Genomic DNA, 17,020 nt, shown 5'->3' with positions numbered 1-17,020 from the left:
GGTGAGCCTCACCTACACGGAGACGGGCGCGACCCTGGCGGACGGCGAACTGCCGCCGGGGTACGCCCACCTGGACCGCCGCGTCCGGCTCGGCTCCGGGCAGCAATGCCTGGAGCGGGCCGGCGCGGCGGTTCTCGCATGGCGCGCCCAGCGCGGCGCCGGACTGAGCGTGACCCCCGGCGACAACGTCCGCGAGGGCGCCGACGTCGTCCTGCGCTTCCTGCTCCTGCGGATCCCGTGCCGGGTGGTACGGGTCGTGCGCGAGCCCGACCGGATCGGCTTCGCCTACGGCACCCTCGCCGGGCATCCCGAGTGCGGCGAGGAGGCGTTCCTCGTGACCCGGGATCCTGACGGCTCCGTGTGGTTCCGCATACGGGCCTTCTCCCGGCCCGGCCGCTGGTACACCCGCCTCGCCGGGCCCCTCGCGCGCGTCGTGCAACTCGCGGTGACGCGGCGCTACTTGCGGGCCCTGTCGCCTTCTTAGGCGGCCGGGTGGCCGGGCGGCCCTTTTCCGGCTCCTTTTCCGGCCCGGGAAATCCGGGTGCGGCGCCCGCTCGGTGCCACGTAGCGTGAGTCGCGCGGGGGCGGCTCCGCGGTGCGCTTCCTTCTCCCTTTCTTCTGCGAAAAGACCGTAGTGCGCCCACTTCCCGCCCCCGCCTTCTTCTTGACGCACACGTCTCACTGAGGCGACGGGGGTGGACGGCGCATGGTCCAGGACGACATCGAGGCGCTGCTGCTGCGCCGCGCGCAGCGGGTGTACGTGACCCCGGGGCCCGGCGCGAGCGCGACCGTGGCCGCCGGAGTCCTCGTGCTCGAAGCCGAACTCGCCGCGCTCGGCCACCTGTTGACCGCGCCGCTGCGCAAGGCCCTCGGCACGCTCGACGAGGACGGGCTCGCCCGCGCCGGGACCCGGCTGCTCGCCGCCGTCGCCGCGCTGACCGGCGCGGACCGGCACCACGCGCCGCTGTTCGCCCGCTTCCCGCAGGACGTTCCCTACCAGCGGGCCGGACGCCTGTACGCGGCGCACGTCCTCACCGCGCTCGCCGCCCAGCCGCACCAGCCCTGCATGGCCTGCGGCCGGCCCGGCGACCCCGTCCGCGCCGTCGCGCCCTGCGCCCACCTCGTGTGCGAGAAGTGCCTGGGCGGCTTCGACTTCGGCTGCTGCGAGCTGTGCGACACCTGGTACGCCTGCCCCGTCTGCGAGACCCGGTACGAGACCGACGGGCCCACCCGGCCCTGGCTGGACGTGCCCGCCCCCGACGGCGACCGCGCCGTGCTGCGCACCCTCGTCCTCGGTACCTCCCCCGACGCGGACGCGACCGCCGAACTCACCGCCCTGCTCGCCCGCCGCACCCCGCTGAACCCGCGGGACCACGACGACCTCGTCCTCCTCCTCGGCTCCCTCGACCCCGCGGACCTCACCGCCCTGCCCGCCGACATCCCCGTACGCGAGTCCAAGGCGCTGCTGCTCGCGCGGCTCGCCGAGCACGAGCCCGCCGCCCTGGCACGGTACGCGGACACCGCGACCGACGTGCTGCGGCTGCTCGTCGTGCGCTCGGGCGGCGACCCGGACCTGCTGGAGACCGTGCGGCTGCGCAACGTCCCGCGACCCCTGCGGCGCCAACTGCTCGGCATCCTCGACGGGTTGGACCTCGAACGGCTCGTCGAGGACATGCGGCGGCGGCCCGGCGCGTTCAAGCGGGTCGGCGAACTGCTGCACCCCTTCGAGCACGCCCGCCGCTTCCCGCGCGCCGCGCTCGCCTTCGCCGTCCTGCGCGGCCACCGCGTGCAGGACGAGGGCTCGTTGCAGGACGTGCTGCTCTCCCGCGCCGCCCGGCAGGGCGCCGAGGTCAAGCTCGTCGGCGACCGCCTGCGCACTGTCGGCACGGCGGCCCGCGTCGAGAGCGCCCTCGCGTACTGGGACGTCGAGCGCGCCACCGAACTGCTGCGCGCCCGCCCCGGTGAACTGCTGCGCCGGCTCGACGCGTTGCTCTCCCGGGCCGTGGTCGACGGGATGCCCGAGCGGGTCACCGACGCCCTCGCCGCAGCGCTGCCCGGCGCCGGCGTCGGACCGCTGCTCGGCGCCTGGGGCAAGCTCGCGGTGCGGGCCGTGCCCGGACACCGCCGCGTCTTCTTCCCGCGCGGCCGCGTCACCAAGGCGTACGCGATCGACGACACGCGCCCGCCGCTGCCCCGCCGCGACGTCGAGCGGGCCGCCGAAGCCATCGAGGCCGAGGCGGTGCGCCGCATGGACGTGCCCGGCGACCGGTACGACGTCGCCGTGCTCGACGCCCGCCTCGCCGACCTGCCCGTGCCCTACGCCGAGCGCGCCTCGGCAGCCTCCCTCGTCGCCGTGCCGCGCGGCAGCGCCCTCAAGGTGCCCGCGCCGGGGGACGGCAAGGCGCTGCGCCTGTTCCTGCACTGGATGCAGGAGCGCGGCCGGCGCGTCGACCTCGACCTCTCCGTCGCCTTCTACGACGACCAGTGGCGCTTCGTCGGCCTGTGCGACTACACCAGCCTGGAGTGGGGCGGCGAGGCCGCGCTGCACTCGGGCGACCTCACGTCCGCGCCCGCGCCGCACGGGGCCACCGAGTACGTCGACCTCGACCTGGGCCGGCTGCGCGGGGTGGGCGTGCGCTACGCGATGCCGGTCGTCTTCTCCTACAACGACGTGCCGTTCGAGGAACTGCCCGACGCCTTCGCCGGGTTCATGGGCGTCGAGCGCGGGGCGCGCGGGCGGTTCGACGCGCGGGCCGTGCGGCAGCGCTTCGACCTCGCCGGGGACGCGAAGGCGCTCGTGCCGATGATCGTCGACCTGCGCACCCTGCGTGCCTGGTGGGCGGACACCACGCTGCCGACCGGTGAGGGGAACCACGGCGTGTGGCGGCACCGGGAGGCCCTGCGCCGGCTCGGCCGCGACCTGCTCGACGCGTTCCAGGCCGGCGACCGGGCCACGCTCTGGGACCTCGCCTGCTGGGCGGCCGCCGCGCGCACCGACGGCGACGTCGTCGTCCGGGACGGGTCGGGGCTCGCGCGGATCTACCGCCGGGAGCCGGACGAACCCCGCGCCTGGTTCGCGTTGCGGGTGCGCGAGGGGTGGGAGCCGGACCTGGTGAGCGCGGTGCCCGAGCTCGCGGAGCGCCGGGTCTTCGCCGCGCTGGAGCACGGGGACCTCCCCGACGCCACCGACGGCACCCTGTACCGCCTGTTCCCCGGCGCGGCCGACGCGGCCGGCCTGAAGCGGGTGACGGCCGGGGACCTGGTGGGGTGGCTGGAGCCGGGACCGGGGCGCACGCGAGACTGAGCCTCGCCGGTGCCGGCCCGACCCAGGGGGCGGAGCCCCGCACGACGGCGCGGCCGCACGGCCCCGCAGTGAGACGGCCCCGCCCGCTGGAGGGAGTGCCGGCCAGCGAGATGGCCCGTCTCTCGTGGGTGGAGCGCTGCACAGCGAGAGGGCTCCGCCCCCCCGTGGGCGGAGCGCCGGACGGTGAGACGGCTGCGTCCTGGGCGGAGCGCCGCACAGCGAGACGGCCTCACCCCCCGCCCAGGGGGCGGGGCCGTTCTGGGTCAGGACAGGTGGGTCAGGTCCTCCGGGGTCAGGCGCAGGGTTGCCGCCTGGGCCCAGTCGCGTACCTGCTCGGGGCCTCGCGCCCCCGCGATCGCGCCGGTCACCCCGCGTCGGGCCAGTGCCCAGGCGATCGCCGCCGAGCCGACCGGGACGCCGTGGCCTTCGGAGACCGTGCGCAGACGGTCCACGATCGCGAGGTTGCGGTCCAGGTCGCGGGTGAAGTCCGGGTGGGTGCGGCGCCAGTCGCCCGCGTCGAGCCGCGCAGCCCGCTCCCGGGTGAACGTCCCGGACAGCAGACCGGAGTGCAGCGGCTGGTACACGATCACGCCGGTGCCGTGGTCCGCGGCCCAGTCGATCTCCGGCTCGGCGGAGCGGTTGATCAGGGAGAGCGGCGGCTGGACCGCGTCGACCGGGGCGACGGCCGAGGCGGCGGCGAGCTGCGCCGGATCGTGGTTGGACAGGCCGATCGCGCGGACCTTGCCCTCCTTCTTCAGCTCGGCCATCGTCTGCCAGTACTCCTCCAGCGGCGTGACCCGCACATCGTCCGCGGCGCCCGAGCCGTCGCCGTCCCAGTCGAGCGAGGCGCCCGTGTCCGGCCAGTGCACCTGGTAGAGGTCGATCGCCTCGACGCCGAGCCGGCGCAGCGAGTCCTCGACCTCGCGGCGCACGCTGTCCGCCCGCATGATGCGCCGGGGCGCGGCGGCCGGGTTCTCGGGGTCCCAGACGAGCCCCACCTTCGTGAAGACGAACGGCCGCTCGCTCTGCGGGAGTTGGGCGATCGCCTTGCCGACGACCTCCTCGGAGTGGCCGAGGCCGTAGACCGCGGCGGTGTCGATCCAGTTCACCCCCGCCTCGACGGCGGCGTGCACCGTGGCGATCGAACGGGCGTCGTCCTGCCCGCCCCAGGAGAAGCGCCAGCCCTCGCCGCCGAAGGCCCAGCTGCCGAGGCCGATGGGGGAGAGACGCATGCCGGTGCTGCCGAGCTCGCGGCGAGCCGCCGAGGTGGCGGGAGCGGTGGTGGTGGGGGCGGTGGTCGTGGTGAGCGGGGAGTTCATGGGGTCCGTCCTCAAGGTCTCAGGGTCCGACGGCGTGGTCGCCGTGCCGACGAGGAAGACTCTGCGGCCCGGACACCACCCCCTGACAGGCACACCCGTGAGGGGGGAAAGAGTTGACCACCCACGCGGCGGCGCGAGCGGTGATACTCGTCGCCATGGACCTCACCGTCGAACGCCGGACCGAACTGAGCCAGTTCCTGCGCACCCGCAGGGCCCGCCTGCGCCCCGCGGACGTCGGCCTCGTCTCGTACGGGCAGCGGCGCGTCCCGGGTCTGCGCCGCGAGGAGCTCGCCCAGCTCGCGGGCGTCAGCGTCGAGTACTACGTACGCCTGGAACAGGGGCGCAACCCGCACGTGTCGGACAGTGTCCTGGAGTCCGTCGGCCGCGCCCTGCGGCTGGACCCCGCCGAGCAGGAGCACCTGCGCAATCTCGCCCGGCCCGACCGTGCCCGGCCCGCAGCCCGCCCGGCCGCCGCCCCGCGCCCCGAGCCCGTACGCCCCGGACTGCGGCGCCTCCTCGACGCGCAGCCGGGGCCCGCCTACCTGTGCGGGCCGCTGACCGAGGTCGTCGCCTGGAACGCGCAGGCCGCCGCCGTCTTCGGCGACTTCTCGCAGCTCCCCGAGGAACAGCGCACGTTCGCCCACCTCGTCTTCCTCGACGAGGCGTACCGCTCCCTCCTCGCCGGCAGCCTGCGCGCCAAGGCGGAGGCGACGGTCGGCTTCCTGCGGGTGAGCGTGGGCCGGTACCCGGACGACCCCGCCCTCGCCTCCCTCCTCGGCACGCTCGCCATGAAGAGCGAGGAGTTCGGCACCCTGTGGGCCCGGCAGGACGTCCACGAGAAGGGAGCCGGGCGGTACGCGCTGCGGCACCCCGTCGTCGGGCCGCTCGACCTCGACTTCGAGATCCTGCACCTGCCCGACAACGGACAGGTCCTGGTCAGCTATCTGCCGGCGCCCGGCACGGACGCCGCCGAGAACCTAGGACTGCTCGCCAGCTGGACCGGCTGAGCGCACCGGGAGCTCCCCGCCACAGGGGCGAGGCGCCGCTCACGGAATCGACAGGGTGCCGCCCGGGAGATCGACAAGGTGTCGCCCGCCGGGGTGCCCGCCCGGACGCAGCGTCCATTGAGCCGGGGTGTGTGCCCGCTGCATGCTTCGTGGGTGCGAGCCAACCACAACACCCCCCGCCTCGACCGCCGTTCCCTGCTGCGCGCCCTGGGCGGTGGTGCCGCCGCCGCGGCCGTCGGTGCCCTGGCCTCCGGCTGCGGGGTGCCCGCCGCCTACGTCGCGCCCGGCGACCGCGCCGCCGACCGCGACCGCTCGGCCGACGACAAGCGGCTCACCTGGGCGAACTGGCCGCTCTACATCGACGTCGACGACGACGATCCGGCGAAGCGGCCGACGCTGGACGCGTTCGAGCGGCGGACCGGCATCCAGGTCCGGTACACCGAGGAGATCAACGACAACGACGAGTTCTTCGGCAAGATCAGCCCGTCCCTCATGAACCACCAGAGCACCGGACGCGACCTCATCGTCATCTCCGACTGGATGTGCTCCCGGTTCGTCCGGCTGGGCTGGGTGCAGGAGATGGACCGCTCGCGCCAGCCCAACGTCACCAAGTACCTCGACCCGCTGCTGCGCGACCCGGCCTTCGACCCCGGCCGCAGGTCGACGGTGCCGTGGCAGTCCGGCATCACCGGCATCGCGTACAACAAGCGCCGCCTCGGCCGCGAGATCCGGCACGTCTCCGACCTCTGGGCCCCCGACCTCAAGGGCCGCGTCACCCTGCTGTCCGGCCTCGACGAGTCCTTCGCGCTCCTCATGCAGGGCAACGGCGTCGACATCACCCGCTGGACCGCCGACGACTTCCACCGCACCTGCGACCAGGTCGAGAAGCTCGTCGCGTCGAAACACATCCGCCGCTTCACTGGCAACGACTACATCAAGGACCTCTCCAGCGGCGACGTCCTCGCCTGCCAGGCCTACAGCGGCGACGTCATCCAGCTCCAGGCCGACGACCCGGACATCGAGTTCGTCGTCCCCGAGGAGGGCGCCGAACTCTGGGCGGAGTCCCTGATGATCCCCAACCTCGCCGAGCACAAGGCCACCGCCGAACGACTCGTCGACTACTACTACGAGCCCGAGGTCGCCGCCGAACTCGCCGCCTGGGTCAACTACGTGTGCCCCGTGCCGGCGGCCCAGCACGTCCTGGCCTCCTCGAAGGACAAGGAGACCGCCGAACTCGCCGAGGACCCGCTGATCTTCCCGGACGACCGGATGCGGTCGCGTCTCGCGATCGCCCGGGACATCAAGTCCACGGAGCGCACGGAGTTCGCGAAGCGGTGGAACGCGATCGCCGGGTTGTGAGACCGCCGGCGGCCCCAAGTACCCTTCCCCGCATGGGGAATTCATCGATCGATGAAAAGGTGTCCGCCGCTGTCACCCTGGGGCTCTTCGCCGCCTGGGCCCTGCACGACACCGAGGAGCTCGTCGCCGGGCCGCGGTGGGTGCGGGAGAACGTGCCCGTGCTGCGGGAGCGGTGGCCCGGGGTGCCGGACGGGGTGTGGCGGGCGGTGGAGGGCGTCGACGAGCGGGAGTTCGGGGTCGCCGTCGGGGTCATGGCCGGGATCGTGGGGGCGGGGGCCGTCGCGGGGTGGGCCAGCGGCGGACGGAGCGCCGCCTATCAGGCGATGCTCAACGGGTTCGGCCTGCACGGGCTCGTGCACATGGGGCAGGCGCTCGCCGTGCGGGGGTACACGCCGGGGGTCGCCACCTCGCCGACGCTCGTCGTGCCGTTCGCCGTGTGGGCGCGGGGGCGGTTGAAGCGGGCGGGTGTGCTGCGCGCGGGCCGGGGGTGGGATGCCGTCGCCGGGCTCGCGTGGGCCGGGGCGGCGACCGTGGTGTCGCACGGGGTGGCGCGGCGGGTCGTCAGAGCTCGGGGCTGACCGTTCGTCGCCGGGTGCGGGTCTCGTCGTGGCCGGTCGCGCAGTTCCCCCGCCCCTGAAATGCAGACCCTTCGGGTCGCATTTCCCTGATGAGGCGCGGGGCCGTGACATCAGCGGCTGCGCCGCGGGGCGCGACCAGCCCCCACCGGCCCGCACCCGGCGACGAACCGGATCCGGCCTCAGCGGAGGTCGGCCAGGACGTCGACGCGGTTCGTCGTGATGGAGTCGACGCCCGCGGCCAGCAGCTTCCGCATCGAGCGCCGCGTGTCCGGCGTCCACGCCGACACCAGCAGCCCGTCGTGGTGGACGCGGGCCACGAGGTCGCGGGTCAGCAGCGAGAAGCGGTAGTTGAGCCAGTGCGGGCGGACCGCCTCGACGAGCGCCGGGCGGGGCGGGGCCAGCGTCGTCCAGGTCAGGGCGATCTCGGCGGACGGATCGGCGGCCCGCACCTTGAGCATGGTCTCGGCGCCGGCGCAGTAGTAGACGCGTTCGGCGGCGCCGCACTCGCCGATCAGCCCCACGATCGCCCGGACGGCCCGCGTGTCCGCGCCGGGCAGGTCGATCATGAGGCGGGCGTCACCGGTCGCGGCCAGCGCCTCGGCGAGGGTGGGGACGCCGCCCTCCGTGAGGCCCCGCACCTCGTCGCAGGAGAGGGCGGACAGGGGGCGGTCGTGCTTCCAGAGCCGTTCGAGCGTGGAGTCGTGCAGCAGGACCGGGACGCCGTCGCGGGTCAGCCGGACGTCGACCTCCACCACGTCCGCCCCCCGCTCCAGCGCCGAGCGCAGGGACGGGAGGGTGTTCTCACGGACGCGGTAGGGGTCGCCTCGATGGGCGACGGCAGTCACGGTGCGCATGGGCACCATTGTGGTGCCCGGTGACCGCCGTGCCCTGTCGTGCCGGGCCCGCGCGCGTCAGACCTGCGCGTCAGACCTGCGTGCGTCAGGCGCCCGGGTCAGGCGTCCGCGAGCCAGGTCCGCGTGTACGCGTCGATCTCCGCGTCGATCCGCGTCTTGCCGGCGTCGTCGAGGAAGGAGGCGCGGACCGCGTTCTTCGCCAGGTCGGCCAGGCCCTGCTCGTCGAGCCCGAGCAGCCGCGCCGCGACCGCGTACTCCGTGTTCAGGTCCGTCGAGAACATCGGCGGGTCGTCCGAGTTGATCGTCACCGTGACGCCCGCGTCCACGAACGCCTTCAGCGGGTGCTCCTCCAGGGTGCGTACGGCGCGCGTCGCGATGTTCGACGTCGGGCACACCTCCAGCGGGATGCCGTGCTCGGCGAGGTGCGCGAGGAGCTTCGGGTCCTGCGCCGAGGACGTGCCGTGCCCGATGCGCTCGGCCCGCAGGTCGCGCAGCGCGTCCCAGACCGTCTCGGGCCCGGTCGTCTCGCCGGCGTGCGGCACCGAGCGCAGCCCGGCCGCGATCGCCCGGTCGAAGTACGGCTTGAACTGCGGCCGCGGCACCCCGACCTCGGGGCCGCCGAGCCCGAACGACACCAGGCCCTCGGGGCGCAGCTTGTCGTCCGTCGCCAGCCGCGCCGTCTCCTCGGCGGAGACCAGGCCGGCCTCGCCGGGAATGTCGAAGCACCAGCGCAGCACCGTGCCGAACTCCGCCTCGGCCGCCTTGCGGGCGTCCTCGATGGCGTCCATGAACGCCTTCTCGTCGATGCCGCGCCGGGTCGACGAGTAGGGGGTGATGGTCAGCTCCGCGTAGCGCACGTTCTGCCGCGCCATGTCGCGCGCGACCTCGTACGTGAGCAGCCGGACGTCCTCGGGGGTGCGGATCAGGTCGACGACCGACAGGTAGACGTCGATGAAGTGCGCGAAGTCCGTGAACGTGAAGAAGTCGGCCAGCGCCTCGGGGTCGGTCGGCACCTTCGAGTCGGGGTGCCGGGCCGCGAGCGCGGAGACGATCCTGGGGGAGGCGGAGCCCACATGATGGACGTGCAGTTCTGCTTTGGGCAGTCCGGCGATGAAGGTCTGCAGGCGCTGGCTCACGGATTCCTCCCCAGGAACTCGGGTGATCGGCTGATCGGGGTCCCCGGCATCGTATGCGGGCGGCGCGGGCGCGGGTCGGCCGGAGCGCGCCGGGGCGGTCCGCGGGGGCCCGGGTCCTGTCCGGAGTGCCCCCGTCCGTGCCCCGGTGCCTGGCACGTAGCATGGCCGGACGGCGGCACCGAGCACGACGTACGTACGCAACGAAGGGGGCGCGTCCCATGGCAGGCGGCACCACACCGCAGGGAAGCGACCCCTGGGCGAAGCCGCAGGACGCGGTCCCGGCACCGGCCCCGCAGAGCCCGGCCGGCGGGCGCGGCATCCACGACAGCCAGACGGTGACGGCCATGCCCGCCGCGAGCGGCACCCCGCACCCGCCGTCACCGCAGGCCCCGTCCCCGTACGCGACACCCGCCCCGCAGCATCCGCAGTACCCGCAGCAGGGCGCCGTGCCGCCCCCGCCGGTGTCGCCCGCGGGCCCGGGCCTGCCCTCCGCGGCCTACGGCCACCCGGCGGCGCCCGCCCCGCAGCAGGCCCCGTACGGCTGGGCCGGCGGGATGCCGGTGCAGCCGAGCAACGGGCTCGGCGTCACGAGCATGGTCACCGGCATCGTCTCCGCGGTGCTCTGCCTGTTCTGGCCGGTCTCGATCATCACCGGGATCCTCGGCGTCGTCTTCGGCTTCATCGGCCGGAGCAAGGCGCGCCGCGGCGAGGCCACGAACGGCGGGCAGGCGCTCGCGGGCATCATCTGCGGCGCCTTCGGCCTGCTCATGGGCGTCGGCGTCATCACCCTGCTCGTGATCCTCGACCAGACGCACTGACGGGTCGGGTCACCGGGCGGCCGGGCGCCGCCCGGTGAGGTCAGGACGCCGCGGCCAGCTCCCGCCGCGCCGCCATCAGCGCGAACCCCAGCAGGTTCGGCCCGCGCCAGCGCTCCGGGTCCTCGGCCGCCGGGTCGTCCGCCGCGAGGCCGATGCCCCAGACACGGTCCACGGGGCTGGCCTCGACCAGGACCCGCTCACCGGTGCGCACCAGGAAGTCGCGCAGCGCCGGGTCCGAGCCGAACTTGTGCAGGCTGCCCGCGAGGACGATCCCGAAGCGCTCGCGCTCCCAGACCTTCTCGTCGAAGCCCTTCACCAGGCGCCCCGCCTTCTTCGCCTGCGCCGGGTGAGCGGCCTCGACGGCTCTGCGCTCCGCCTCCGGATCCCCGAACAGCCGGGCCTTGCCGGCCATCATCCAGTGCTCCGCCGTCGCGTACTCCACGCCGTCGACCGTGAACGGCGACGGCCACCACTGACTCAGGCAGCTCGCGCCCAGTCTGCCGTCCGGCCGCGGGGTGTGCCCCCAGAAATGCAGCCACTTCACGCGCGTCCCCGCCGCCAGGGCGCTGACCAGTGATTCCCTGCTGTCGATCATGCTCGCGGCCCCCGTTTCGTTCATGCACGCGAGTCTGACACGCACCACTGACACACCGTCCTGGGTTTTCCAGGTGCACTCGACACCTGGTCGACAGATTCCGTCGCGTAACCAAAAGGCAACAACGGAATCACTTGTTGAGGTGTCGACCCTCTGTCAGGATCGGCACTCAAATCGAGCTGGAGCCACGCAGGGGCCTGTGGGAACGGGTGCCCGGCGAGGAAAGCGAGAGCGAGCACTCATGCACAACCCCACCTCGGCCAACCTCCCCGACCGCCCGTCGGCCAAGTCCGTGGCGGCCGCCGCGCAGGAACGCTTCGCCGAAGGAGCGAACTTCGTCGGCGGACGGCTGACCCAGGGCACCTCCGGCCGCACCCACGCGGTCGTCGACCCCGCCACCGGCACCGACGTCTTCACGTACGAGCTGGCCGGTACGGACGACGTGGACGCCGCCGTCGCCGCCGCCCGCGACGCCTTCCCCGGCTGGGCCGGCGCCACCCCGGGCGAGCGGTCCGACGCGATGCACGCCTTCGCCGGGGCCCTCGCCGAGCGCGCCGAGGAGTTCGCCCGCCTGGAGTCGCTGCAGTGCGGCAAGCCCCTCAAGCTCAGCCGCGAGTTCGACGTGCCCGGCACCGTCGACAACACCGCGTTCTTCGCGGGCGCCGCCCGCCACCTCCAGGGCCAGTCCGCCGGCGAGTACAGCGGCGACCACACCTCGTACGTACGGCGCGAGCCGATCGGTGTCGTCGGCTCCATCGCCCCCTGGAACTACCCGCTCCAGATGGCCGCCTGGAAGGTGCTTCCCGCCATCGCCGCCGGGAACACGATCGTCCTCAAGCCCGCCGAGCTGACCCCGCTCACCTCGCTGCTCTTCGCGCAGACCGCGACCGAGGCCGGCATCCCCGAGGGCGTCGTCAACGTGATCACCGGCGCCGGCCGGGACGCCGGCGAGCACCTCGTCGGGCACCCGGACGTCGCCATGACCTCCTTCACCGGCTCCACCGGTGTCGGCAAGCGCGTCGCCGAGATCGCCACCGCCACCGTCAAGCGCCTCCACCTGGAGCTCGGCGGCAAGGCGCCCTTCGTGGTGTTCGACGACGCCGACCTGGACGCCGCCGTGCACGGAGCCGTCGCGGGCGCCCTCATCAACACCGGCCAGGACTGCACCGCCGCCACGCGCGCGTACGTGCAGCGCCCCCTCTACGAGGCCTTCGTCGCCGGCGTCGCCGACGTGATGGCGAGCGTCCGGCTCGGCGACCCGTTCGCCGACGGCACCGACCTCGGCCCGCTCATCTCGCACGCCCAGCGCGACCGCGTCGCCGGATTCGTCGACCGCGCCCGCTCCTACGCGCGCGTGGTGACCGGCGGCGAGGCCCCCGGCGGCGCCCTCGCGGACGGCGCCTACTACCGGCCCACCCTCGTGGCCGACGCGGCACAGGACAGCGAGATCGTCCAGTCCGAGATCTTCGGCCCCGTCCTGGTCGTGCTGCCCTTCGACTCCGACGAGGAGGGCATCCGGCTCGCCAACGACACCCCCTACGGGCTCGCCGCCTCCGCCTGGTCCACGAACGTGTACCGCGCGAACCGCGCCACGCGCGAGATCAAGGCGGGCTGCGTGTGGGTCAACGACCACATCCCGATCCTCAGCGAGATGCCGCACGGCGGCTACAAGGCGTCCGGCTTCGGCAAGGACATGTCTGCCTACTCCTTCGAGGAGTACACGCAGATCAAGCACGTCATGTTCGACAACACCGCGGTCGTCAGGAAGGACTGGCACCGCACGATCTTCGGGGACCGATAGCAGCCCGGCCGCCCGACCCGCGGCCACCATCCCGAAAGGGCACCACGCGCATGGAGCAGTACGAGCCCGACCGCCTTTCCCCGGCCCAACTGGCCGCCATGCGGCGCAGCTTCAGGAACGGCAGGGCCGCCATGACCCGCCGTTCGCTGCTGCGCGCCTCCGCGGGCGGCGCCTTCGCCGTCGGCGGCCTCGGGGCGCTCACCGGCTGCGGCATTCCCGCCGCGAGCAAGTCCCAGGGCGCCACCACGTCCGAGGACCACTCGGCCAAGGAGAAGGTCATCAACTTCTCCAACTGGACCGAGTACATCGACATGAGCGACGACGAGAAGCACCGCCCGTCGCTGGAGGCGTTCACCAAACGCACCGGGATCCAGGTCAAGTACACCGAGGACATCAACGACAACGTCGAGTTCTTCGGCAAGATCAAGCCGCAGCTCGCGGCCGGCCAGGACACCGGCCGCGACCTGATCGTCCTCACCGACTGGATCGCCTCCCGGCTCGTGCGCTACGGCTGGGTGCAGAAGCTCGACCCGTCCAACCTGCCGCACGCGTACACCAACCTGGCGCCCCAGTTCCGCAACCCCGACTGGGACCCCGGGCACGCCTACTCGTACCCCTGGCAGGGCGTCTCCACCGTCATCGCCTACAACACGAAGGCGACCGGCGGCAAGGACATCACCTCGGTCACCGAGCTGCTCGAGGACCCCAAGCTCAAGGGCAAGGTCGGCCTGCTGTCCGAGATGCGCGACAGCGTCGGCATGACCCTGCTCGACATGGGCAAGGACCCCCGCGACTTCAAGGCCGACGACTTCGACGCGGCGATCGCCCGCCTCCAGAAGGCCGTCGACCGCGGGCAGGTGCGCCGCTTCACCGGCAACGACTACATCGCCGACCTCAGCAAGGGCGACCTCGCGGCCTGTCTGGCCTGGGCCGGTGACGTCGTGCAGCTCCAGGCGGACAACCCGCACGTCAAGTTCGCCATCCCGGACGCCGGTTACATCACCGCGACCGACAGCATGCTGATCCCCAACAAGGCGCGGCACAAGACGAACGCCGAGCGGCTCATCGACTACTACTACGAGCCGGCCGTCGGCGCGCAGCTCGCCGCGTGGATCAACTACGTGAGCCCGCTGGACACCAGCATCGTCCGGCCCGAGCTCGCCAAGATCGACAAGGACGTCGCGAACGACCCGCTGATCGTTCCCGACAAGGCCATGCAGTCCAAGGGACACGGCTTCCGCTCCCTGACGGCCAAGGAAGAGACCGCGTTCGAGGAGAAGTTCGCCCAGCTCACCGGCGGCTGAACCGGCCCTCCGCCACCCGCCCCGCCCCCGTCCCCGACGAATCCTTGGACTCACCATGACGACCGACCACGGCGGCGACGTCCGTCTCACCGGGATCAGCAAGACGTACGACAACGGCTTCACCGCCGTCCGTCCGCTCGACCTCACCGTGCCCCAGGGCTCCTTCTTCGCCCTCCTCGGCGCCTCCGGCTGCGGCAAGACCACCACCCTGCGCATGATCGCGGGCCTGGAGGAGCCGACCACCGGCACCGTCCTCCTCGGCGACCAGGACGTCACCTCGCTGCCGCCCTACAAGCGGCCCGTGAACACCGTCTTCCAGTCGTACGCGCTCTTCCCGCACCTCGACATCTTCGAGAACATCGCCTTCGGCCTGCGCCGGCGCGGCATCAAGTCGGTCAAGAAGCAGGTCGACGAGATGCTCGACCTGGTCCAGCTCGGCGAGCACGCCCGCAAGAAGCCGCACCAGCTCTCCGGCGGCCAGCAGCAGCGCGTCGCGGTCGCCCGCGCGCTCATCAACCACCCCAAGGTGCTGCTCCTCGACGAGCCCCTCGGCGCCCTCGACCTCAAGCTGCGCCGCCAGATGCAGCTGGAGCTCAAGCGCATCCAGACCGAGGTCGGCATCACCTTCATCCACGTCACGCACGACCAGGAGGAGGCCATGACCATGGCCGACACCGTCGCCGTGATGAACGCGGGCGTCGTCGAACAGCTCGGTGCCCCCACCGACCTGTACGAGAACCCGCGCTCCACCTTCGTCGCGAACTTCCTCGGCACCTCGAACTTCATCGAGGCCGAGATCGCCGGCCGGGCGGGCGACGAGCTCACCCTGCGCGCGGGCGACGGCAAGCTCTCGCTGCCGGCCGAGCGCTGCAGCGCGGACACCGGAGCGGGCGGCAAGGTCCTCGTCGGCGTACGCCCCGAGAAGATCTCCCTCACCCACGCCGACGACGCGGGCACGATCCCCGAGGACCGCAACCGCATCACCGGCACCATCGCCGACAGCAGCTTCATCGGCGTCTCCACGCAGTACGTCATCGACACCCCGCTCAGCGACTCGTTCGAGGTCTACGCCCAGAACATCGAGCGCGACGGCCGCCTCACGCCCGGCGCCGAGGTCGTCCTGCACTGGAACCCCGCGCACACGTTCGGCCTCGACGCGGACCAGGACGCCGAAGCGGGCGTGGAGAAGGTCTCGGAGGACACGGCCGCATGAGCACTGTCACCGAAGCGCCGCCACTGGCGCCCGCCCCGGCGGAGGAACCGCCCCGCAAGATCCGCAAGCGCGGCCGCCTCGTCCCGTACTGGCTGCTGCTGCCCGGCATCCTCTGGCTGATCGTCTTCTTCGCCCTGCCGATGGTCTACCAGGCCTCCACCTCGGTGCAGCAGGGCTCCCTCGAGGACGGCTTCAAGGTCACCTGGCACTTCGCCACCTACTGGGACGCGCTCGCCGACTACTACCCGCAGTTCCTGCGCTCCGTCCTGTACGCCGGCTGCGCCACGATCCTGTGCCTGCTGCTCGGCTACCCGCTCGCCTACCTCATCGCGTTCCGCGCGGGCCGCTGGCGCAACGTCGTCCTGGTCCTGGTGATCGCCCCGTTCTTCACCAGCTTCCTGATCCGCACGCTCGCCTGGAAGACGATCCTCGCGGACGGCGGACCGGTCGTCGGCGCGCTCAACACCCTGCACGTCCTCGACGTGACGACCTGGCTCGGGATGACCGAGGGCGACCGCGTCCTCGCCACCCCGCTCGCCGTGGTCTGCGGCCTCACCTACAACTTCCTGCCGTTCATGATCCTGCCGCTCTACACCTCCCTGGAGCGGATCGACGGCCGGCTGCACGAGGCCGCGGGCGACCTCTACGCCTCGCCCGCCACCACCTTCCGCAAGGTGACCTTCCCGCTGTCGATGCCCGGCGTCGTCTCCGGCACCCTGCTCACCTTCATCCCGGCCGCCGGCGACTACGTGAACGCGGACCTCCTCGGCTCCACGGACACTCGCATGGTCGGCAACGTCATCCAGACGCAGTTCCTGCGCATCCTCGACTATCCGACCGCGGCGGCCCTCTCCTTCATCCTCATGGCGGCCATTCTCGTGATGGTCACCTTCTACATCCGGCGGGCCGGAACGGAGGACCTCGTCTGATGCGCTGGCTGCGGAAGAACCTCGTGGTGATCGCGGGTCTGATCACCCTCGCCTATCTCCTCCTGCCGAACGTCGTCGTCACGGCCTTCTCCTTCAACAAACCGAAGGGCCGCTTCAACTACGAGTGGCAGGAGTTCAGCCTCGACGCCTGGAAGAACCCCTGCGGCGTCGCCGACATGTGCGGCTCGCTCTCGCTCAGCCTCCAGATCGCCCTGTGGGCGACGATCGGCGCGACCGTGCTCGGCACGATGATCGCCTTCGCGCTCGTCCGCTACCGCTTCCGGGCGCGCGGCGCGATCAACTCGCTGATCTTCCTGCCCATGGCGATGCCCGAGGTCGTCATGGCGGCCTCGCTGCTCACCCTGTTCCTCAACATGGGCGCCCAGCTGGGCTTCTGGACCATTCTGATCGCCCACATCATGTTCTGCCTCAGCTTCGTGGTGACCGCCGTCAAGGCGCGCGTCATGTCGATGGACCCCCGACTGGAACAGGCCGCGCAGGACCTCTACGCCGGCCCCGTCCAGACCTTCCTCCGCGTCACCCTGCCGATCGCGGCACCGGGCATCGCGGCGGGCGCGCTGCTCGCCTTCGCGCTCTCCTTCGACGACTTCATCATCACGAACTTCAACGCGGGATCCACGGTCACCTTCCCCATGTTCGTGTGGGGCTCGGCGCAGCGCGGCACACCCGTTCAGATCAATGTCATCGGTACGGCCATGTTCCTGGTCGCCGTACTGTGCGTCCTTGTCGGCATGTTCGCCGGCAAGCGAAAGAACAAGGTCGCCTGAGTTCCAGGGGACTGC

The 17,020-nt window shown here is 72.5% G+C and carries 15 protein-coding genes; 11 read left to right on the top strand and 4 right to left on the bottom strand.

Annotation, left to right across the window (positions count from 1 at the left end; all coding sequences use genetic code 11):
• Position 1 precedes the first annotated feature (1 nt).
• A complete protein-coding gene (locus IAG42_RS09470; protein WP_223205920.1) occupies positions 2-484 on the top strand; it encodes a DUF1990 family protein in 483 nt (160 codons plus the stop codon).
• 222 nt (positions 485-706) lie between these two features.
• A complete protein-coding gene (locus IAG42_RS09465; RefSeq protein ID WP_188336586.1) occupies positions 707-3,304 on the top strand; it encodes an MXAN_6230/SCO0854 family RING domain-containing protein in 2,598 nt (865 codons plus the stop codon).
• A gap of 263 nt (positions 3,305-3,567) precedes the next feature.
• Here the strand turns inward: IAG42_RS09465 and IAG42_RS09460 are convergent, their stop codons facing one another.
• The gene (locus IAG42_RS09460) at positions 3,568-4,623 is read right to left on the bottom strand and encodes an aldo/keto reductase (RefSeq protein WP_223205919.1); all 1,056 of its coding nucleotides are present in this window, start codon (positions 4,621-4,623) and stop codon (positions 3,568-3,570) included.
• A 155-nt stretch (positions 4,624-4,778) separates the two neighbouring features.
• Between IAG42_RS09460 and IAG42_RS09455 the strand changes: the two genes are divergently transcribed.
• The 3 genes from IAG42_RS09455 to IAG42_RS09445 all read left to right on the top strand — a co-directional run bounded on the left by IAG42_RS09455 (position 4,779) and on the right by IAG42_RS09445 (position 7,567).
• Positions 4,779-5,630: a helix-turn-helix transcriptional regulator gene (locus IAG42_RS09455; RefSeq protein ID WP_188336585.1), complete on the top strand. Its 852-nt coding sequence runs from the start codon at positions 4,779-4,781 to the stop codon at positions 5,628-5,630.
• 153 nt (positions 5,631-5,783) lie between these two features.
• Positions 5,784-6,989 (top strand): polyamine ABC transporter substrate-binding protein, encoded by a 1,206-nt coding sequence (locus tag IAG42_RS09450; protein ID WP_188336584.1) that lies wholly within the window; start codon positions 5,784-5,786, stop codon positions 6,987-6,989.
• Between the two features lie 32 nt (positions 6,990-7,021).
• Positions 7,022-7,567 carry an HXXEE domain-containing protein gene (locus IAG42_RS09445; protein WP_188336583.1) on the top strand — a complete coding sequence of 182 codons (546 nt, stop codon included), beginning with the start codon at positions 7,022-7,024 and terminating at the stop codon, positions 7,565-7,567.
• 179 nt (positions 7,568-7,746) lie between these two features.
• Here the strand turns inward: IAG42_RS09445 and IAG42_RS09440 are convergent, their stop codons facing one another.
• Positions 7,747-8,421, bottom strand: coding sequence for a glycerophosphodiester phosphodiesterase (locus tag IAG42_RS09440; RefSeq protein ID WP_188336582.1), 675 nt, complete (start codon positions 8,419-8,421; stop codon positions 7,747-7,749).
• A gap of 98 nt (positions 8,422-8,519) precedes the next feature.
• Positions 8,520-9,584: an adenosine deaminase gene (locus IAG42_RS09435; protein WP_188341274.1), complete on the bottom strand. Its 1,065-nt coding sequence runs from the start codon at positions 9,582-9,584 to the stop codon at positions 8,520-8,522.
• Between the two features lie 191 nt (positions 9,585-9,775).
• On the opposite strand from IAG42_RS09435, the gene IAG42_RS09430 reads away from it, so the two are divergent.
• Positions 9,776-10,375 carry a DUF4190 domain-containing protein gene (locus IAG42_RS09430; RefSeq protein WP_188336581.1) on the top strand — a complete coding sequence of 200 codons (600 nt, stop codon included), beginning with the start codon at positions 9,776-9,778 and terminating at the stop codon, positions 10,373-10,375.
• Between the two features lie 40 nt (positions 10,376-10,415).
• Here IAG42_RS09430 and IAG42_RS09425 read toward each other — a convergent pair whose 3' ends face one another.
• Positions 10,416-10,994 (bottom strand): NADAR family protein, encoded by a 579-nt coding sequence (locus IAG42_RS09425; protein WP_188336580.1) that lies wholly within the window; start codon positions 10,992-10,994, stop codon positions 10,416-10,418.
• A gap of 217 nt (positions 10,995-11,211) precedes the next feature.
• Between IAG42_RS09425 and IAG42_RS09420 the strand changes: the two genes are divergently transcribed.
• Genes IAG42_RS09420 through IAG42_RS09400 form a run of 5 tightly spaced genes read left to right on the top strand, consistent with a single transcriptional unit; the run spans position 11,212 to position 17,005 of the window.
• Entirely contained in the window at positions 11,212-12,771 is a 1,560-nt protein-coding gene (locus IAG42_RS09420; RefSeq protein ID WP_188336579.1) for a gamma-aminobutyraldehyde dehydrogenase, read from the top strand.
• Between the two features lie 50 nt (positions 12,772-12,821).
• On the top strand, positions 12,822-14,075 hold the full coding sequence (locus IAG42_RS09415; RefSeq protein WP_188336578.1) for an ABC transporter substrate-binding protein: 1,254 nt from the start codon (positions 12,822-12,824) through the stop codon (positions 14,073-14,075).
• Positions 14,076-14,130: 55 nt separating this feature from the next.
• Entirely contained in the window at positions 14,131-15,288 is a 1,158-nt protein-coding gene (locus tag IAG42_RS09410; RefSeq protein ID WP_188336577.1) for an ABC transporter ATP-binding protein, read from the top strand.
• Entirely contained in the window at positions 15,285-16,217 is a 933-nt protein-coding gene (locus IAG42_RS09405; protein ID WP_188336576.1) for an ABC transporter permease, read from the top strand. Before IAG42_RS09410 ends, IAG42_RS09405 begins: the two co-directional genes overlap by 4 nt.
• Positions 16,217-17,005 carry an ABC transporter permease gene (locus IAG42_RS09400; RefSeq protein ID WP_188336575.1) on the top strand — a complete coding sequence of 263 codons (789 nt, stop codon included), beginning with the start codon at positions 16,217-16,219 and terminating at the stop codon, positions 17,003-17,005. Before IAG42_RS09405 ends, IAG42_RS09400 begins: the two co-directional genes overlap by 1 nt.
• The last annotated feature ends 15 nt before the right edge of the window (positions 17,006-17,020 follow it).

Source organism: Streptomyces xanthii (genome assembly GCF_014621695.1).
Classification (GTDB): Bacteria; Actinomycetota; Actinomycetes; order Streptomycetales; family Streptomycetaceae; genus Streptomyces; species Streptomyces xanthii.
The sequence above is the reverse complement of the archived record's forward strand: the minus strand, read 5'-3'. Positions and strand labels throughout refer to the sequence as shown.